This is a genomic window from Aeromonas sp. 1HA1, from assembly GCF_029237385.1.
Taxonomy (GTDB): Bacteria; Pseudomonadota; Gammaproteobacteria; order Enterobacterales; family Aeromonadaceae; genus Aeromonas; species Aeromonas popoffii.
Genome location: NZ_JAACGC010000036.1, coordinates 26,351 through 42,623, shown reverse-complemented (window position 1 = coordinate 42,623; position 16,273 = coordinate 26,351). Strand labels below are relative to the sequence as shown.

The 16,273-nt window shown below is 61.4% G+C and carries 11 protein-coding genes, 1 tRNA gene and 1 pseudogene; 6 read left to right on the top strand and 7 right to left on the bottom strand.

The genetic code is table 11. The features are described 5' to 3' along the window. Positions 1 to 110 precede the first annotated feature (110 nt). Complete coding sequence (gene hutW, locus GWQ22_RS12595) at positions 111 to 1,394, bottom strand: heme anaerobic degradation radical SAM methyltransferase ChuW/HutW (RefSeq protein ID WP_275930507.1); 1,284 nt, start codon at positions 1,392 to 1,394, stop codon at positions 111 to 113. 264 nt (positions 1,395 to 1,658) lie between these two features. Here hutW and GWQ22_RS12590 point away from each other — a divergent pair, with 264 nt between their 5' ends. Continuing rightward, positions 1,659 to 3,254, top strand: a complete 1,596-nt coding sequence (locus GWQ22_RS12590; protein WP_275930506.1) for a methyl-accepting chemotaxis protein — start codon at positions 1,659 to 1,661, stop codon at positions 3,252 to 3,254. A 403-nt stretch (positions 3,255 to 3,657) separates the two neighbouring features. On the opposite strand, the gene GWQ22_RS12585 is transcribed toward GWQ22_RS12590, so the two are convergent. The 3 genes and pseudogenes from GWQ22_RS12585 to uvrB form a co-directional block, all read right to left on the bottom strand. Beyond that, positions 3,658 to 4,311, bottom strand: a complete 654-nt coding sequence (locus tag GWQ22_RS12585; RefSeq protein ID WP_108537191.1) for a DedA family protein — start codon at positions 4,309 to 4,311, stop codon at positions 3,658 to 3,660. A 178-nt stretch (positions 4,312 to 4,489) separates the two neighbouring features. Further along, positions 4,490 to 4,744 (bottom strand): annotated as a pseudogene (locus GWQ22_RS12580) (DUF1232 domain-containing protein). Then, positions 4,744 to 6,756, bottom strand: coding sequence for an excinuclease ABC subunit UvrB (gene uvrB / locus GWQ22_RS12575; RefSeq protein ID WP_275930505.1), 2,013 nt, complete (start codon positions 6,754 to 6,756; stop codon positions 4,744 to 4,746). The pseudogene GWQ22_RS12580 and the gene uvrB overlap by 1 nt, the downstream one beginning before the upstream one ends. 133 nt (positions 6,757 to 6,889) lie before the next feature. On the opposite strand from uvrB, the gene GWQ22_RS12570 reads away from it, so the two are divergent. The 5 genes from GWQ22_RS12570 (at position 6,890) to GWQ22_RS12550 (ending at position 12,688) form a co-directional block, all read left to right on the top strand. Continuing rightward, positions 6,890 to 6,965 (top strand) — tRNA-Asn (locus tag GWQ22_RS12570). A 774-nt stretch (positions 6,966 to 7,739) separates the two neighbouring features. After that, positions 7,740 to 9,425, top strand: coding sequence for an aspartate:alanine antiporter (locus tag GWQ22_RS12565; RefSeq protein ID WP_275930504.1), 1,686 nt, complete (start codon positions 7,740 to 7,742; stop codon positions 9,423 to 9,425). 247 nt (positions 9,426 to 9,672) lie between these two features. Continuing rightward, entirely contained in the window at positions 9,673 to 10,638 is a 966-nt protein-coding gene (locus tag GWQ22_RS12560; RefSeq protein WP_275930503.1) for a tripartite tricarboxylate transporter substrate-binding protein, read from the top strand. A gap of 46 nt (positions 10,639 to 10,684) precedes the next feature. Next, positions 10,685 to 11,146 carry a tripartite tricarboxylate transporter TctB family protein gene (locus GWQ22_RS12555; protein WP_042034227.1) on the top strand — a complete coding sequence of 154 codons (462 nt, stop codon included), beginning with the start codon at positions 10,685 to 10,687 and terminating at the stop codon, positions 11,144 to 11,146. A gap of 9 nt (positions 11,147 to 11,155) precedes the next feature. Beyond that, positions 11,156 to 12,688 carry a tripartite tricarboxylate transporter permease gene (locus GWQ22_RS12550; RefSeq protein WP_275930502.1) on the top strand — a complete coding sequence of 511 codons (1,533 nt, stop codon included), beginning with the start codon at positions 11,156 to 11,158 and terminating at the stop codon, positions 12,686 to 12,688. A gap of 109 nt (positions 12,689 to 12,797) precedes the next feature. Here the strand turns inward: GWQ22_RS12550 and GWQ22_RS12545 are convergent, their stop codons facing one another. The 3 genes from GWQ22_RS12545 to GWQ22_RS12535 are packed head-to-tail and all read right to left on the bottom strand — an operon-like array spanning position 12,798 to position 16,264. Beyond that, positions 12,798 to 13,472 (bottom strand): response regulator, encoded by a 675-nt coding sequence (locus GWQ22_RS12545; protein WP_275930501.1) that lies wholly within the window; start codon positions 13,470 to 13,472, stop codon positions 12,798 to 12,800. Continuing rightward, positions 13,473 to 15,056, bottom strand: a complete 1,584-nt coding sequence (locus GWQ22_RS12540) for a sensor histidine kinase (RefSeq protein WP_042034222.1) — start codon at positions 15,054 to 15,056, stop codon at positions 13,473 to 13,475. Then, positions 15,053 to 16,264, bottom strand: coding sequence for an ROK family transcriptional regulator (locus GWQ22_RS12535; protein WP_042034221.1), 1,212 nt, complete (start codon positions 16,262 to 16,264; stop codon positions 15,053 to 15,055). The genes GWQ22_RS12540 and GWQ22_RS12535 overlap by 4 nt, the downstream gene beginning before the upstream one ends. Between the last annotated feature and the right edge of the window lie 9 nt (positions 16,265 to 16,273).

Sequence of the window (16,273 nt, the reverse complement as noted above, 5' to 3'; positions counted from 1 at the left end):
TTGGCGAGGCCGATACCCTGGAAAAGCTCGAAGCCCTGCTGCCATGGAACGTCCCGCTGGAGCCGATTGCAAAAAAAGTGGCGCAATACGGTAAAGGCAAGTAGGTCGATTTAACGGCGCTTACGATTGACGTGCCAGAAACGCCCCGCCAGGGTCAGTTCAAGCTGCCCCGGCGTGAGCGTCACCAACCCGTGCCGCTGCCAGGCCTCAAACAGCGGCAGCAGGTGGGCCCGCAGCGACGCAGGCAGACGAGCCAGCATCAGCCAGCCGCTGTCGAGGGCACCGCGCAGCAGGCCGTCCATGAGAGCATTGGGGTTCTTTCCCATCACCATGCCGGGTGCCCGTTGCTTTCTGGCCAGCGCCTCGTGCCAGAGGGTCAGATCCCGGCCATACATGAGGCCGTGGCCGTGCACGCTGCCTCCGGCCCCCGCCCCGAAGGGGAGGATCTCGGCGCCGCGCTTGGCCATCTGGTTGTAGCGGCTCCGCTCGGCGTCGCCGCGCCGCCAGTGGCTGCAGGAGAGTCGCTGCCAGCCGCCCTGCTCCAGCGTCTGGGCGCCATAGGCATACATGCCGGCCCGCTGCTGACCATCGGCTGCCCAGCCCAGCGACCCCTTCTCCTGTGCCCGCGCCAGATTGGTACCCGCCATGGCGATCAACTGATAGAGATCCACGCCCTGTACCCCGCAAGCCATCACGTCTGCGATATCCTGGCGCCACACCGCATCATCCTGCCCCGGCAGGCCAAAGATGAGATCCGCCACTATCACAGCGGCATCATCCCGGGTCAGCTCGGCCAGACGGGCCAGCAGGGTCTGCCTGTCATCCAAGCGGGCCGCCTGTTGGCGCACCCGGGTGTCAAAGCTCTGCACCCCGAACGAGAAACGGTTGAAGCCACCCGCCAGCGCGGCCTGCCACTTGGCATCATCAAAGCCATTGAGGCGCCCCTCCAGGGTCACCTCGGCATCTGCGGTCAGCGGAAAACCCTGGATAGCCCTGGCCAATCGCGCCAGATCCTCGACCGCCATGTCAGTCGGTGTGCCGCCCCCCACATAGACGGCAGAGCAGGGCTGGCTCTGCCCAAAGGGGGTATCCGCCGCCTGCTTCAGGCTGTCGCACAGAGCCGTCATGTAACGGCTCATACGCGCCGGATTGGCGCCATTTTCGAAGAAATTGCAAAAGCTGCAGCGCTTGCGGCAAAACGGAATATGGATGTAGAGCGCCCGCTCCCCCGCCTCGCTCTCTTGCTGCCACCAGGCTTGCCAGCCGCCAGGGTCTAGGGTGAAGGGGCGAATGCCACCCCGACTGGCATGGGCCGAGGTTTTGGCACCGAAGGCAAATTGGAGGGGATCCGGCGTGTCGAGTCCGGTCATGGTCGGGGTCAGGTGTAATGTCATCACTGGCTGGGTTACCACATGGAAATAATGCAAATGATAACCACTATCAATTTATGCCAAATTTGTGCTGGATCAAACCACACTCAGACAACCCAGCTTTGCTACCCATCTTTAACCTCCATCATGGATCCAGTTAACAGATAATTTACTCAAGATGGGGTAGTGTGTGCCGATAGAGAACCATCTCCCCCGCACTGACGAGCGAGCGTGAGGAGAGTCGCCCGGCATTGACGCTCGCCCACCTGCGCATGGACCCTGCAAACGATGCAAAATCTGTCATTAAACTGGAAAATCTTCCTCCCCCTCACCCTGGTAATCGGCTGTACCTTCGCCCTCAGCTTCGAACTCTCCGCCTGGCTGCAACGGGATCTCGCTATCCGGCTGGCCGGTGAAAAGGTCGAGAGCGCCGCCAACACCTACATGGATCAGCTCAACGTCATGATGATGACGGGGGCCATCGCCAACCGACAAATCGTGCAGACCAAGCTCAAGAGCGAGGCGGGGATCGTCGAGGCTCGCCTGATCCGCGCCCCCGCCGTGACTGACTTGTTCGGACCCGGTCATCCGGATCAGCAGGCAGAGGATAGCTGGGACCAGCGCGCCATCGCGCAAGGGGAGACCATACTCGAGCAGCAGGGCAACCGGCTCACCCTGGTCAAGCCCTTCAAGGCGAACAAGGAGTACCGCGGCACCCAGTGCACCACCTGCCATCAGGTGCCGGAAGGTACCGTCATGGGGGCGGTGCGGATCAGTTACGACCTCAGCCACACGTTCAGCGAAATTCGCCACAACAACCTGATCCTGAGCGGCAGCCTGGTGGCGGTGTTCGGGCTCGGTTTCGGCCTGCTTGGCTGGGTGCTGCAGCGCTACATCAAGCGACCGGTGCGCCACCTGCAACTGACCATGACTCGCATGGCCAAGGAGCGGGATCTCTCCCTCCCCCTGCTCAACCCGAGCCGGGATGAGCTGGGCCAGATGACCCGCGCCGTCAGCGACATGGTGCAGGGGTTTCGCCACAGCTTGCAGGAGGTGGAGCACGCGACTCAGCAGCTCTATCAGGAGTCAAACCAGATCAGGCAGGTCGCGACCCAGACCGAAGGCTCGGCCCGCCAGCAGGAACACATGACCACCCAGGTCGCCGCCGCCGTCAGCGAACTGGCCGCCAGCTCCCACGAGGTGCGAGAGCACGCCCGTCACAGTGCCGAGCTCTCCGCCCTCACCAACCAGGATGCGGCCAACACCAGTCGCCTCGCCCAGCACTCCATCACTGACATGGGCGAGATGTCCGCCGAGATTGCGCGGGTCGATCGGGTGATCCAGCAACTCGACAATCGCTGCCTGGCCGTCGATGGCGTGCTGGAAGTGATCAAGGGGATTGCGGATCAGACCAACCTGCTGGCCCTCAACGCCGCCATAGAGGCGGCCCGCGCCGGCGAGCAGGGTCGCGGTTTTGCGGTGGTGGCCGACGAGGTACGCGCCCTCTCCAGCCGCAGCCGCGCCGCCAGCGAGCAGATCTCCCAGATGATCGCGGCACTACAGAAAGAGGCCCAGAGCGCCGTTGCGGTGATCGGGGATGCAAAATCCAAGGCGGACCAGAGCATCCACAAGACCGAGGAAACCCTGGCCGCCATGCAAAACATCATAGGTCGCATCGCCAGCATCAACGATCTCAACGCCCAGATGGCGCAATCTGCCGAGGAGCAGGACAGGGTCTGCAGCGAGGTGGACAGCTCGGTGAGCGACATTCGCAACACCTCCAACGACACCCTGGGTCAGGCGCACGCCGCCAACCTCGCCAGCATCCAGCTGGTGGAGCAGTGCCAGAAGCTGGAACAGTTGCTCAAGACCTACCGCTGGTAAGGCGTAACGCCGCTCAACAAAAAGCGCGACACTGGGTCGTAATGCCAGTCAGTTAAGCCTGACTGGCATTGTTTTTATTGGCCTTTTTCACACTGTACTGCGGTGGTCTTGGCTTCACGCCGCGGGGGTAAGGTCGCTCTCTTCTGGTCGTGACGTCCTCTTCGCCAAGCAGGGTAGTGATGAGCGTGGGGGAATGAGGTGGAAGAGCGACCCAAGCTGGGCAGCCTGGCTGGCGTGAAGAAAGTCGGGAGCCTGTGTGATACGCATAAAAAATCCGAAACCAATCAACACGTTTCGGATTTTCACACCTCAGCAGGAGCGGTCAATGGACCCTTCACTTATCGGCATTGCGCCTTTGGCTCCCCTTTTCTCATGCTGATCTCTCACCCATACAATATGTGGATCAGGGTGCCGTCTTGCTGGCGTTCATCCTGGCTTTCACCATGCCAATCACCATGGGCAGCAGCGAGATGCCGATGATGCCGAAGATCAACAGGGTAAAGTTCTGACGTACCACAGGCAGATTGCCAAAGAAGTGGCCGGCGTAGACAAACGAGAGCACCCACAGCAGGCCGCCCACCAGGTTGAACACTAGGAAGCGCGGATAGGTCATGGCGCCCATGCCCGCCACGAAGGGAGCAAAGGTACGCACGATCGGCAGGAAGCGGGTGATGATGATGGTCTTGCCGCCATGCTTGGCATAGAAGGCGTGGGTCTTGTCCAGATAGTCGCGACGGAAGATCTTGGAGTCGGGATTGCGGAACAGCTGCTCCCCGAAGAAGTGACCTATGGTGTAGTTGACCACGTTGCCCAGCACGGCGGCGATGATCAGCACGGCGGCCAGGGTGTGCACGTCCAGCACGCTGCCGACGGTGAGCGCACCGGCAGCAAACAGCAGGGAGTCACCCGGCAGGAAGGGGGTGACGACCAGCCCTGTCTCGCAGAAGATGATCAAAAACAGAATGGCGTAAACCCAGATACCATAGTTTTCAAACAGCTCTTTCAAATGCACATCAACATGCAGAATAAAATCAATCGCAAACAGGATCAGATCCATTTTCTCATACCCATAAAGTGAACGGCGTGGAGTCTACGCCAATGCATTCCGAGCCACAATCTTCCCACAATCCTCTTTTTATCCCGGTTAAACGAAACCCATACGACGCTATCTTCGTCATGACAATACCATCAAAGAGGAAATGCATCTTCTCGACACCAGTCAGGCCAACCGTGGTTCAGTCACGCTCATCCAGTGCCGCGCTAACGTGCGCTGGCAGGCATTTCTCCCAGCCCCATAGCAACACCAGCAGCAGCGTCACATCATCGAGCCAACCGAACAGGGGCACCACATCGGGGATGAGATCCACCGGGCTGATGCCATAAAGCAAGATGAGGATCACCAGCCCCCTGGCCCATCAGGGCGTGGCCGGGTGGCGAAAGCCCAGATAGAGGCGACGCACACGCCGCCAGATGAGCCAGCGTTTGCCCATTAACTTTCGATCAACTCGTGGCGCAGCCGCTGGATCTGGTCTCGCAGCGCGGCCGCCTGTTCGAACTCCAGATCCCGCGCATGCTGGAACATCTGTTCTTCCATCCGCTTGATCTCTTTGGCGATCTCGCTGGCAGAACGGGCATGGTATTCCCCTTGCGGCTCGGCGGCCTTGCGTCCTCCCCTCCCCGCTTTGCCCGCGCTGCGGCTCCCCCCCATGTCCATCACGTCCCCCACCGACTTGTTGAGCCCCTTGGGGGTGATGCCGTGTTCAAGGTTGTGGGCGTGCTGCAGAGTGCGGCGGCGCTCTGTCTCCTCGATGGCCACCCTCATGGAGTTGGTGATGGTATCCCCATAAAGAATGACCTTGCCGTTGAGGTTGCGGGCGGCGCGGCCTATGGTCTGGATCAGCGATCGGGTGGAGCGCAGGAAGCCCTCCTTGTCCGCATCCAGAATGGCCACCAGGGAGACCTCCGGCATGTCGAGCCCTTCGCGCAACAGGTTGATGCCCACCAGCACGTCGAACTTGCCGAGGCGCAGATCGCGGATGATCTCCACCCGCTCGACAGTATCGATATCGGAGTGCAGGTAGCGCACCTTGACGTCGTGCTCCGCCAGATATTCGGTCAAGTCCTCCGACATCCGCTTGGTGAGCGTGGTCACCAGCACCCGCTCCTCCACCGCGACACGCAGCCGGATCTCGGAGAGCAGATCGTCCACCTGGGTGGTGACAGGGCGCACCTCGATCTCGGGATCGAGCAAGCCGGTGGGACGCACCACCTGCTGCACCACGTCGCCACCGGACTTGTCCAGCTCGTAGGGGCCCGGAGTAGCCGACACAAACACGGTCTGCGGCATCAGCGATTCGAACTCATCGAACTTCAGCGGTCGGTTGTCGAGCGCCGAGGGCAGCCGGAAGCCGTACTCCACTAGCGTCTCCTTGCGGGATCTGTCCCCTTTGAACATGGCGCCGATCTGCGGCACGGTCACGTGGGACTCGTCGATGATGAGCAGGCCATCCCCCGGCAGGTAGTCAAACAGGGTGGGCGGCGGCTCCCCCGGCGCGCGGCCAGAGAGGTAACGGCTGTAGTTCTCGATGCCGGAGCAGTAGCCCAGCTCCTGCATCATCTCCATGTCGAACTGGGTGCGCTGGCTGATGCGCTGCTCCTCCACCAGCTTGTTGAGCGACAACAGCTGCTCCCGACGGCCCTTCAACTCCACTTTGATGTGCTCGATGGCACCCAAAATGGTCTCGCGCGGGGTGGCGTAGTGGGTCTTGGGGTAGATGGTGTAGCGCACGACCGTTTGCTCGATGGCGCCGGTCAGGGGATCAAACTGGGAGAGCCGCTCCACCTCTTCGTCAAACAGCTCCACCCGCAGCGCCAGCTTGTCCGATTCGGCGGGGTAGATGTCTATCACCTCGCCACGCACCCGGAAGGTGCCACGCTGAAACGCCATGTCGTTGCGGGTGTATTGCAGCTCGGCAAGACGGCGCAGTATGTCCCGCTGATTGATCACGTCCCCGACTTTGAGGTGCAGCATCATGCTGAGGTAGGCCTGAGGATCCCCCAGACCATAGATGGCCGACACAGACGCAACGATGATCACGTCCCGCCGCTCCAGCAGGGCCTTGGTGGCCGACAGCCGCATCTGTTCTATGTGATCGTTGATGGAGGCATCCTTCTCGATGAAGGTGTCCGTGGTCGGCACATAGGCCTCGGGCTGGTAGTAGTCGTAGTAGGAGACGAAATACTCCACCGAATTCTCGGGGAAAAACTCTTTCATCTCGCCATAGAGCTGGGCCGCCAGCGTCTTGTTGGGGGCCAGTATCATGGTGGGGCGGTTGAGGGTCGCGATCACGTTGGCCATGGTGAAGGTCTTGCCCGAGCCAGTCACCCCGAGCAGGGTCTGGTGGGCGAGGCCGGACTCGATGCCATCGAGCAGGCGGGCGATCGCCTCTGGCTGATCTCCCGCAGGTTCAAACTGGCTGGCCAACTGGAATAACTTGCTCATGACGACTCCCGACAAAAAACAGCAAGGCAGAAGTGTACTCCGAGTTGGGGTAACCTGGGTATCCACTCTCCTGCCAAAGCGGCTATTGACCTCGAAAAGCGAGCTCTGTATAGTGCCCCTCCTTGCCTGATGTTCCCCCGTAGTTCAGTCGGTAGAACGGCGGACTGTTAATCCGTATGTCACTGGTTCAAGTCCAGTCGGGGGAGCCAATTCCTCACCATCTCGGTGCAAGTTATCCACTTTAGTACTTTCCTCTGCCAATTTTAATGCACAAGCCGCGCCCTGCGGTTACAACCTCTCTTTGTTTCCTCTCCTGGCTCGACAGCGTTTTGTTCTGTCACACTTAACTATTTGATTTTTATAGAAACATTTTTCTTCAGGTATTTTTTGAACAGCCCTTGCACCCCAGTATTGGCGCGGCCTGCAGGCTGATCACCAAGTTTCATGAACAGGGTTATCCACAGATTCTGTGGGTAAGTCAGCCAAAGCCAGTCACGGCCTAGCTTCGCAGGCCATCGCCACCGGCGACGGCCCATTTCTTTTGCGATCCCCACTTTCTGCTGTTTTTGAGCGCCACTTCAAATGGGTCAAAAGGCCACTGATCAGATACTTTTTCCAGATATCTTTTCGCCATCCCGTGCACCATGGGTCATCCCCCCTCCCGCCCCCCAATACTGGTTTCCATTTCGGTCCATGGCCCCCAGTCAGATATGCTGAAAAAATGCGAAACCTGGCCGCCAAACAGCAGGTAATAAATTTTCAAGCGGGTTGTACGGGCCGGGAGCGCAGATAGCAGGAATCACTCATTGACAGCGGGGCAAACAGACGAAAATAGAGGTTATTTTCCTGCCAGCCCCGAGGTTTCCCTCGACCATGGCAGCAGCGGGACGCTTTACTGCCGATTAATCCCCCTTTGACACTTCTTTATTGGTGAGGGATCCGGCACAATATCGGCCCCACTTTTTTCCTCGGTTTTTCCGGGCATGACCATAGATTTCGTGACACTGCTACATCAAAGCGACTCCCTGCTGCTGTTCGTGGTACTGGCCTTCGGCCTGCTACTAGGCAAAGTCAGAGTCGGTAATTTCCAGATTGGCAACACCATAGGCGTCCTGTTTACCGCCCTGCAGTTCGGCCAGATGGGCTTCGAGTTCACCGCCACCACGGAGAACGTCGGCTTCATGCTGTTCATCTTCTGCGTGGGCATAGAGGCGGGACCGCACTTCTTCAGTGTCTTCCTGCGCGATGGCATCCACTACATCACCCTCACCCTGGTGATCCTGCTGACGGCATTGCTGTTGACGGTGGGACTGGCCAAGTTCTTCAACCTGGGGCCAGGCATGGCGGCAGGTATATTGGCCGGTTCACTCACCTCGACCCCGGCCCTGGTGGGGGCACAGGATGCCCTGCGCAGCGGCCTGCTCAACCTGCCCCACGGCACCGACATGCAACCCGTGCTCGACAACATGGGGATCGGCTATGCCCTGACCTATCTGGTGGGCCTGGTGGGGCTGATGCTGGTGGTGCGCTACCTCCCCTCCCTGGCGCGGCTGGACCTCAACACCGAGGCCCAGAAGATAGCCCGCGAGCGGGGGCTTTCCGACAGCGAGAGCCGCAAGACCTATCTGCCCATCATCCGCGCCTACCGGGTCGGCCCCGAACTGGCAGCCTGGATCGGGGGACGCACCCTGCGTGAAACCGGCATCTATCCCCACACAGGTTGCTATGTGGAGCGGATCCGTCGCAACGGCATACTGGCAAGCCCGGATGGTGACGCCGTCATCCAGGAGGGGGACGAGATCGCCCTGGTCGGTTATCCCGAGAGCCACGAGAAGCTTGACGTCAACTATCGCAACGGCAAGGAGGTGTTCGACCGCAACCTGCTTGACCTGCAAATAGTCACCGAAGAGATAGTGGTGAAAAACGATGCTGTGGTGGGCCGCCATCTGGTGGAGCTCAACCTCACCGAGAAGGGCTGCTTCCTCAACCGGGTGGTGCGCTCCCAGATCGAGATGCCGTTCGATCGCAACATCATGCTGCAAAAGGGCGACGTGCTGCAGATCAGTGGCGAGAAGCAGCGGGTCAAGCTGCTGGCCAACAAGATAGGCTTCATCAGCATCCACAGCCAGACCACGGATCTGGTGGCCTTCACCACCTTCTTTGTGCTGGGTCTGCTGATCGGTTCCGTCTCCCTGGTGTTCGGTCAGCTCGAGTTTGGTCTGGGCAACGCCGTCGGCCTGCTGCTGGCGGGGATCCTGATGGGCTACCTGAGAGCCAACCACCCCACGGTCGGCTATGTGCCGCCGGGCGCCCTGCGCCTGGCCAAGGATCTGGGACTCGCCGTCTTTATGGTGAGTACGGGTCTGAAAGCCGGTGGCGGCATCCTCGATCACCTCAGTGAGGTGGGTATGGTGGTGCTCTTCTCTGGCATGCTGGTGACCACGCTGCCTGTGCTGGTGGGCTACCTGTTCGGGATTTGGGTGCTGAAGATGAACCCGGCCCTGCTGCTGGGAGCCATCACGGGCGCCCGCACCTGTGCCCCGGCGATGGATGTGGTCAACGAGGCGGCCAACAGCTCCATCCCTGCTCTCGGCTATGCCGGCACCTATGCGGTGGCCAACGTCATGCTGACCCTGGCGGGCTCCTTCATCATCGGCTTCTGGTTCTAGCACCGGATCGCACCACAACAAGAAGGGAGCCATATTGGCTCCCTTCTTCATTTCCCCCCCATCACCTGCACGCAACGTCGACCCACAGCGCTGCTTCTCACCCGGCCTAACCAGACGAAGCCTCTCATACCGCCATGACCAGAATGAACACAATGACCACAACAGCCTTAATAGCCATTACGGTCAGATTGTTCTCCAACCAGATACGATTAATTAACCTCTTTGCAACAATCATAAGGAGTACACCATGTTGCAAGGAACCCTCAAGCGCACCCTGCTCTGCTGTCTGCTTGGCGCCAGCCTCGGCGTGCAGGCCAAGATAGATGAGATTCATTTCCTGATCCCGGGTGGTGCCGGCGGTGGCTGGGACAATACGGCCCGGGGCACGGGCGAGGCGCTAACCAAGTCCGGCCTCATCACCACCGCCTCCTATCAGAACATCTCGGCCGGTGGCGGCGCCAAGGCCATCGCCCACCTGATCGAGACCTCGGCCCAGTCCAACAAGACGCTGATGGTCAACTCCACCCCCATCATCGTCAAATCCCTCTCCAAGGAGCTACCTCAATCCTTTAGGGATCTCACCCCGGTCGCCGCCATCATTGCCGATTATCAGGCGCTGGCCGTGCCGCTGGACTCCCCCTACCAGAACTGGCCCCAGCTGCTGGCAGCCTATGAGGCCAACCCCGCCAAGGTGAAGATAGCCGGCGGCTCCGCCCGTGGCAGCCTGGATCACCTGGTGGCGGCCATGACCTTCAAGAATGCAGGGGCGGATGCCAGCAAGCTGCGTTACGTGGCCTATGACGCCGGCGGCAGCGCCATGGCAGCGGTGCTGTCAGGGGAAACCCAGGTGCTCTCCACCGGCTTTGGCGAGGCGATGGAGGCGGTCAAATCCGGCCAGATGCGGATCCTCGGTGTCACGGCACCCGAGCGCATGCCAGATGCCAGCGAGATCCCCACCTTCAGCGAGCAGGGTAACCCGACTGTCTTTGCCAACTGGCGCGGCTATTTTGCCTCCCCCGCCGTCAGCGTCGAAAAATCCGCCGAATTCGCCGCCCTGCTCAAGCAGATGTACGACAAGCCAGAGTGGGAAACGGTCAGGGCCCGCAACAGCTGGACCAATCTCTACCAGTCCGGTCCCGAGTTCACCGCCTTCCTCAACCAGCAGGAGCAGCAGATTGGCGGCCTGATGCGCGAGCTCGGCTTCATCAAGTGATCCCTCAACCTGTGGCGGGCCAGTCCCGCCCATCGGAGTCATCGTCATGCACCTGACCAAGGAGCGATTCGGGGGGCTGCTGTTTTTGCTGCTCTCCCTCGCGTACGGCTATCACGCCACCCTGATCCCCGGCTACCCCGGGGACGAATATGAACCCTTTACCGCCAGCACCCTGCCCTATGCCCTGGCTGGCGTCGGCGCCCTGCTCTCCCTGCTGCTGATCTGCTTTCCGGGCGGGGAGCGGCTGCAGCGCGAAACGGGCAACTGGCGGCTGGTATTTGCCCTGCTGCTGCTGATGCTGGTCTATGGGATGGCCCTCGGCTGGCTCGGCTTTGTCATCGCCACCACCTTGTTCCTCATCGGCGGGATCCGCTTGATGGGCGAGCAGAGCCTCGCCTTCGCCTGCAAGGTAAGCCTGCCCTTCACCCTCATCTTCTGGGCACTGCTGACCAAAGGGCTCAACGTTTACCTCGAGCCGGGTCGGCTATTCACGCAACTGCTGGGATAAGGAGAATCCATGTTAGACGGCATTTTGCAAGGACTGGGCACCGCCATGATGCCCATCAACATCTTTATGGTGATCGTCGGCTGCTTCGTCGGCACCTTCATCGGCATGCTGCCGGGCCTCGGGCCGGTCACCGCCATCGCTCTGATGATCCCCATCACCTACGGGCTGGATCCGGCCTCCGGCATCATCTTGATGGCCGGGGTCTACTACGGCTCCATGTTTGGGGGATCCACCTCCTCCATCCTGATCAACACCCCGGGCTGCTCGGCCAGCATGATCACCGCCATCGACGGCTATCCGCTGGCCTGCAAGGGACAGGCGGGCAAGGCGCTGGCCATCGCCGCCTACGCCTCTTTCACCGGCGGCACCCTGTCAGCCATCTTCCTGATGGTGGCGGCCCCCCTGCTCGCCAAGGTCTCCCTCTCCTTCCAGTCAGCAGACTACTTCGCCCTCATGGTGCTGGGGCTCTCCGCGGTGGCGGCATTTGCCGGCAAGGGCCAGGTGCTCAAGGCGCTGATCATGGCGCTGTTCGGCATCATGCTCTCCACTGTTGGCATCGACCGCAGCGTCGGGGTGGACAGATTCACCTTCGGCCTGCCGGACTTGCGCGATGGCTTCTCCTTCCTGTTGCTGGCCATGGCCACCTTCGCCCTGGAGGAGATCCTGATGACGGTATTGCGCCCGGGCAAAGACACCAGCAAGGAGGAGGTGAACAAGATCCAGCAACTCGGCTCCCTCAAGCTGAGCAAGGCCGAGGTAAAAGAGATAGCGCCGCCCATAGCGCGCTCCTCGGTGCTGGGCTTTCTTATCGGTGTGCTGCCGGGCGCTGGCGCCACCATCGCCTCCTTCATGGCCTATGGCGCCGAACGCAACTTCGCCAGCAAGCGCAGGCAGGAGGAGTTCGGCAAGGGCAGCCTGACCGGTATAGCCGCACCGGAGGCGGCCAACAACGCCGCCTCCAGTGGCGCCTTCGTGCCCCTGCTGACCCTGGGGATCCCGGGCTCGGGCACCACGGCGCTGATGCTGGGGGCACTCATCGCCTACGGTATTCAGCCGGGCCCGCGCCTGTTCATGGAGCACCCGGAGGTGTTCTGGTCGGTGATCATCTCCATGTATCTGGGCAACGTGGTGCTGCTGATCCTCAACCTGCCGCTCATTCCCTATCTGGCCAAGATACTGCAGGTGCCGCGCCCCGTGCTCATTCCCATGGTATTGCTGTTCTCGCTGATCGGGGTCTACCTGGTCTCTTTCAACACCATGGACATCTATGTGATGGTACTGGTAGCGCTGATCGCCATCGGCCTGCGCCTGCTGGACTTCCCCATGGCCCCCATGCTGCTCGGGTTCATTCTGGGGGGCATGCTGGAGGATAACCTGCGCCGGGCCCTGGTGATCAACGACGGCTCACTGAGCTTCCTGTGGGAGCGACCCATTACCCTCGGCTTCACGCTGGTGACTCTGGTGATGCTGCTGTTGCCAGTCTGGCAGTGGTGGCAGGCCCGTCGTGCTCCGGCTGCCAGTCTGCAATCCGATCCGACCTGAACCCAGGGTTTTCATGAAGCAAAAGAGCGCCGAAAGGCGCTCTTTTTATGGGGAAATTCCCATGCTGCCAGCATATCGCGACTGGCAGCTTGGTGCTGGCGCATCCGTGTTAGCGCTTCTGTATTGACTGATAGCGCCGCTCCGGCCGGCCCACAGAGCCATATTCCAGCTCCGGGCTTGCCAGCTGCTGACCCACCAGAAACTCCAGATAGCGGCGCGCCGTGGTACGGCTCACCCCCACCCGGTTGCCTATCTCCTCGGCGCTGGCCCCGACACTGGTCAATGCCGCCAGTACCCGTTGCAGGGTGAGCGCGTCTATTCCCTTGGGCAGGCCACCGGCCGCCACCTGCTGCAGCGGTGTACCGAACAGGGCATCCACCGCCTGCTGATCGATATCGGCAAGGGCCGCCAGGGCGGCGCGGCTCTGGCAATAGTTGTCGAGGGTATCGCGTAGCCGCTCGAACACCACGGGTTTGAGGATAAAGTCCACCACCCCGAGCCGCATCGCCTCCTGCAGGGCGCTCGCCTCCCGCGCAGCAGTGAGCAAGATCACATCCAGGCAGGCCCCCGCCTGGCGCAGTTCGCGCAAGAGGGAAAAGCCTTCACCATCCGGCAGCCACACATCCAGCAGCACCAGATCGGGTTGGAGGATGGCTATCTGCTCTCGGGCATCGAACAGGGTGAGCGCCACCCCCAGCACCTCGAAGCCCGCCAGCCGCTGCACGAAGCGACGGTGGATCTCGGCGATGGCCGGATCATCTTCGACGATCAGGATCTTGATCACTCACACCTCCTTGGGAATGTAACAGACGACGCAACTTCCCTGCGCCGTGGCTTCGATGGTGATGGTCCCCTGCAGGGCATCCAGGGTCTTGCGCACCAGAGAGAGGCCGATGCCGTGACCGGGCTCGACCTTGCTGCTGACGCCGCGCTCGAACAACCTGTCCGCCAGGGCGGGATCTATGCCGCCCGCCCCGTCTTCCACCTCCAGAATGAGATCCTGGCCGAGATCGCTCAACGAGACCCGGATCGGCTGATAAGGCGCGCCGTGGCGACGGGTGGCCTCGAAGGCATTGTCGATGAGATTGCCCAACACTGTCACCAGCTGGGAACCGCTGACACGAAGGGGAATGTCGTGCAGATGAGCCTCCGCGTCGACCTCCAGCACCAACCCCAGCTCATGAGCCCTGTGATACTTGCCAAGCAGCAGCCCTGCCACCTTGGGTTTGGCGATGGCTCCCATCAGGAAGCTGAGCAGGGTCTGCTCGGTAGCGGCCTCCCGCCCGATGAAGGCGAGCGCCTCCTGGGTGGCACCAAGCTCGATCAGGCCGGCAATGGTGCCGAGCTGGTTGTTGTGTTCGTGGGTCTGTACCCGCAGCAAGTCGCTGTAGGCCTGCACCTGGGAGAGCTGAGCACTGAGCTCGGCCAGCTCATCCTTGCGCCGAAAGCTCGACACGGCGCCGATCAACTTGCCGTCCCGCACCAGCGGCAGCCGGTTGACGATGAGCTGCTGACCGTTGAGCACTATCTCTTCATCAAACTGGGGACGGGGATCCTGAATGAGGGAGAGCATGCGGCTCTCCGGCAACAAGCGGGTGATGGGCTGGCCTATGGCCGTCCTTGCCGCCTGCTCGTCGAGGCGCAGCAACCGGATGCCATTGGGGTTGAGGGAGGTGAGCCGCCCCTGTTCATCTATGGTGAGGATCCCTTCACGCACCGTGCGCAGGGTACAATCCAGCTCCGCATAGAGGCGCCCGATCTGCTCGGGCTCGAACCCCAGCAGGGCCCGCTTGTAGCGGCGCGCCAGCCAGGCAGCAGCGGCGCTGTTGAGCAAGACGATAATCAGAGTCATCGCCAGACCAAAGCGCAGAAAACCCTGCAGATCCGCATCAATGTCGCGCACCAGATAACCGACCGACACCACGCCGATGACCTGTTCCATCTCGTCGCGGATCGGTCCCTTGCCGCGCACTGAAACCCCGAGCGATCCCTCCGCCCGGGAGGTGTAAGCCTCCCCTTGCTGGGCTCGCTTGGGATCGTCACCGACCATGGGCTGGCCGATGCGATCCGCATTGGGGTGCACCAGCCGCCGCGCCTCCTTGTCGCCGATGACGATGTAACTGGCGCCAACCTCGGCGCGGATCCGCTCCACCAGCAGGTTGAGCCGGGCGGTATCACCCCGCTTCACCCCGGCGATGATCCCGGGTTCACGAGCCACCAGCCGCGCCACGTCGAGGGCCTGATCCCCCACCTCGCGGTAGCGCTGCTCGGAAACGTAGTAGTAGCTGGCCCCGCTCAGCAGCACCAGTTGCAGCAGACTGACCAGACAGAGCATCAGCAGGAAGCGTCCTTGCAACCCGAGTCTCATGCCTCCTTGTCACCTCGCAACAGGTCGAGCAGCAGGCTGCCGTCGCGCAGGACCTTGTGCACCTGCACCGAGGTGGGCTTGGTGGGATCTTCGTAAAAGTGGGTAGACTCGATTTGCAGCCGTACCAGGTATTCAGCCGGCAACTGGCTGGCCAGAGACTGGTGCAGCATGGGGAACAGCAGCCGATCGGCGCGGGTTATTTCCCCCCCCAGCAGCAGCTTGCCCGGATTGAGCAGGCAGATGAGGTTGGAGAGCACCCGTGAGAGACGACCGGCCGCCTGATGCAATATGTCCTGGCACAGGCTGTTGCCCGCCAGCGCCAGCTCGCACAGCTCGCGGATGGTAACGCTCTCGGGCAGATCATGCTCCTGCATGCGCTCGCGCAGCTCCCGGTATTGCGCCTCCAGTGCCTGATTGGTCACCAGGGTACAGGCGCAGCCAAAGCCACCGCAGTAGCAACGCTGGCCATAGGGCTCGAGCTGCAGGTGGCTGAGATCGCCGAGCAGGGCCGACTCGCTCTCGATGAGCTGGCCATTGACCACCATGCCGACACCTATGTCGTTGTGCACGAACACCAGCACCGCATCGGCGCAGTTTTTGGCGGCCCCCCACTCGCGCTCGGCCTGGATCCAGGTGCGCACGTCGCCACTGACCAGCACGGGTACCTCGAACGCCTGTTGCAGGGTGGGGCCAAGCGGCCAGTTACGCAGATCATAAAAGGGGAAGTGCTTGACCATGCCGGAGTGGCGCTCCACCTGCCCCGGCAGGCACAGTGCAATACAGGCAAGGCGCAGCGCTTTCTTTGGCAGGAAACCCTGGATGGCGCGCACCAGGCTGACCAGCAGGTCGGCACGCTCAGCCTCGCTGAAGGTGTGACGATGACGGGCGAGGGAGCGACCGGCCAGATCGAACAAGGCCATGTCCACATAGCCACGGCCAAGCCGCATGGAGAGAAACTGGAAGCGACGCTCGTTGATGCGCAGCAGGGTCTGACGGCGACCACGGCCCACCGAGCTCTCGCCACAGGTCACCACCAGACCGCCATCGAGCAGTTCACGGGTGATCTTGGTGATGCTGGCCGGAGAGAGGCCGGTCAAACGGGACAGATCGGTACGGGACAGCTCCTTGTGCTCCTCCAGGCTGGCGTAGACCAGACCATAGTTGAGCTGACGGATCAAATCGATACTGCCTTTCACGATCTCATTCATAGGATATGG

Excerpts from the sequence above, each read along its gene's own strand:
- GWQ22_RS12585 (WP_108537191.1), bottom strand. The coding sequence starts at position 4,311 with ATGGATCTGATCCTGTTTGCGATTGATTTTATTCTGCATGTTGATGTG.
- GWQ22_RS12540 (WP_042034222.1), bottom strand. The coding sequence starts at position 15,056 with ATGAGACTCGGGTTGCAAGGACGCTTCCTGCTGATGCTCTGTCTGGTC.
- GWQ22_RS12555 (WP_042034227.1), top strand. The coding sequence starts at position 10,685 with ATGCACCTGACCAAGGAGCGATTCGGGGGGCTGCTGTTTTTGCTGCTC.
- GWQ22_RS12590 (WP_275930506.1), top strand. The coding sequence starts at position 1,659 with ATGCAAAATCTGTCATTAAACTGGAAAATCTTCCTCCCCCTCACCCTG.
- GWQ22_RS12560 (WP_275930503.1), top strand. The coding sequence starts at position 9,673 with ATGTTGCAAGGAACCCTCAAGCGCACCCTGCTCTGCTGTCTGCTTGGC.
- GWQ22_RS12565 (WP_275930504.1), top strand. The coding sequence starts at position 7,740 with ATGACCATAGATTTCGTGACACTGCTACATCAAAGCGACTCCCTGCTG.
- GWQ22_RS12550 (WP_275930502.1), top strand. The coding sequence starts at position 11,156 with ATGTTAGACGGCATTTTGCAAGGACTGGGCACCGCCATGATGCCCATC.
- uvrB (WP_275930505.1), bottom strand. The coding sequence starts at position 6,756 with ATGAGCAAGTTATTCCAGTTGGCCAGCCAGTTTGAACCTGCGGGAGAT.
- hutW (WP_275930507.1), bottom strand. The coding sequence starts at position 1,394 with ATGACATTACACCTGACCCCGACCATGACCGGACTCGACACGCCGGAT.
- GWQ22_RS12535 (WP_042034221.1), bottom strand. The coding sequence starts at position 16,264 with ATGAATGAGATCGTGAAAGGCAGTATCGATTTGATCCGTCAGCTCAAC.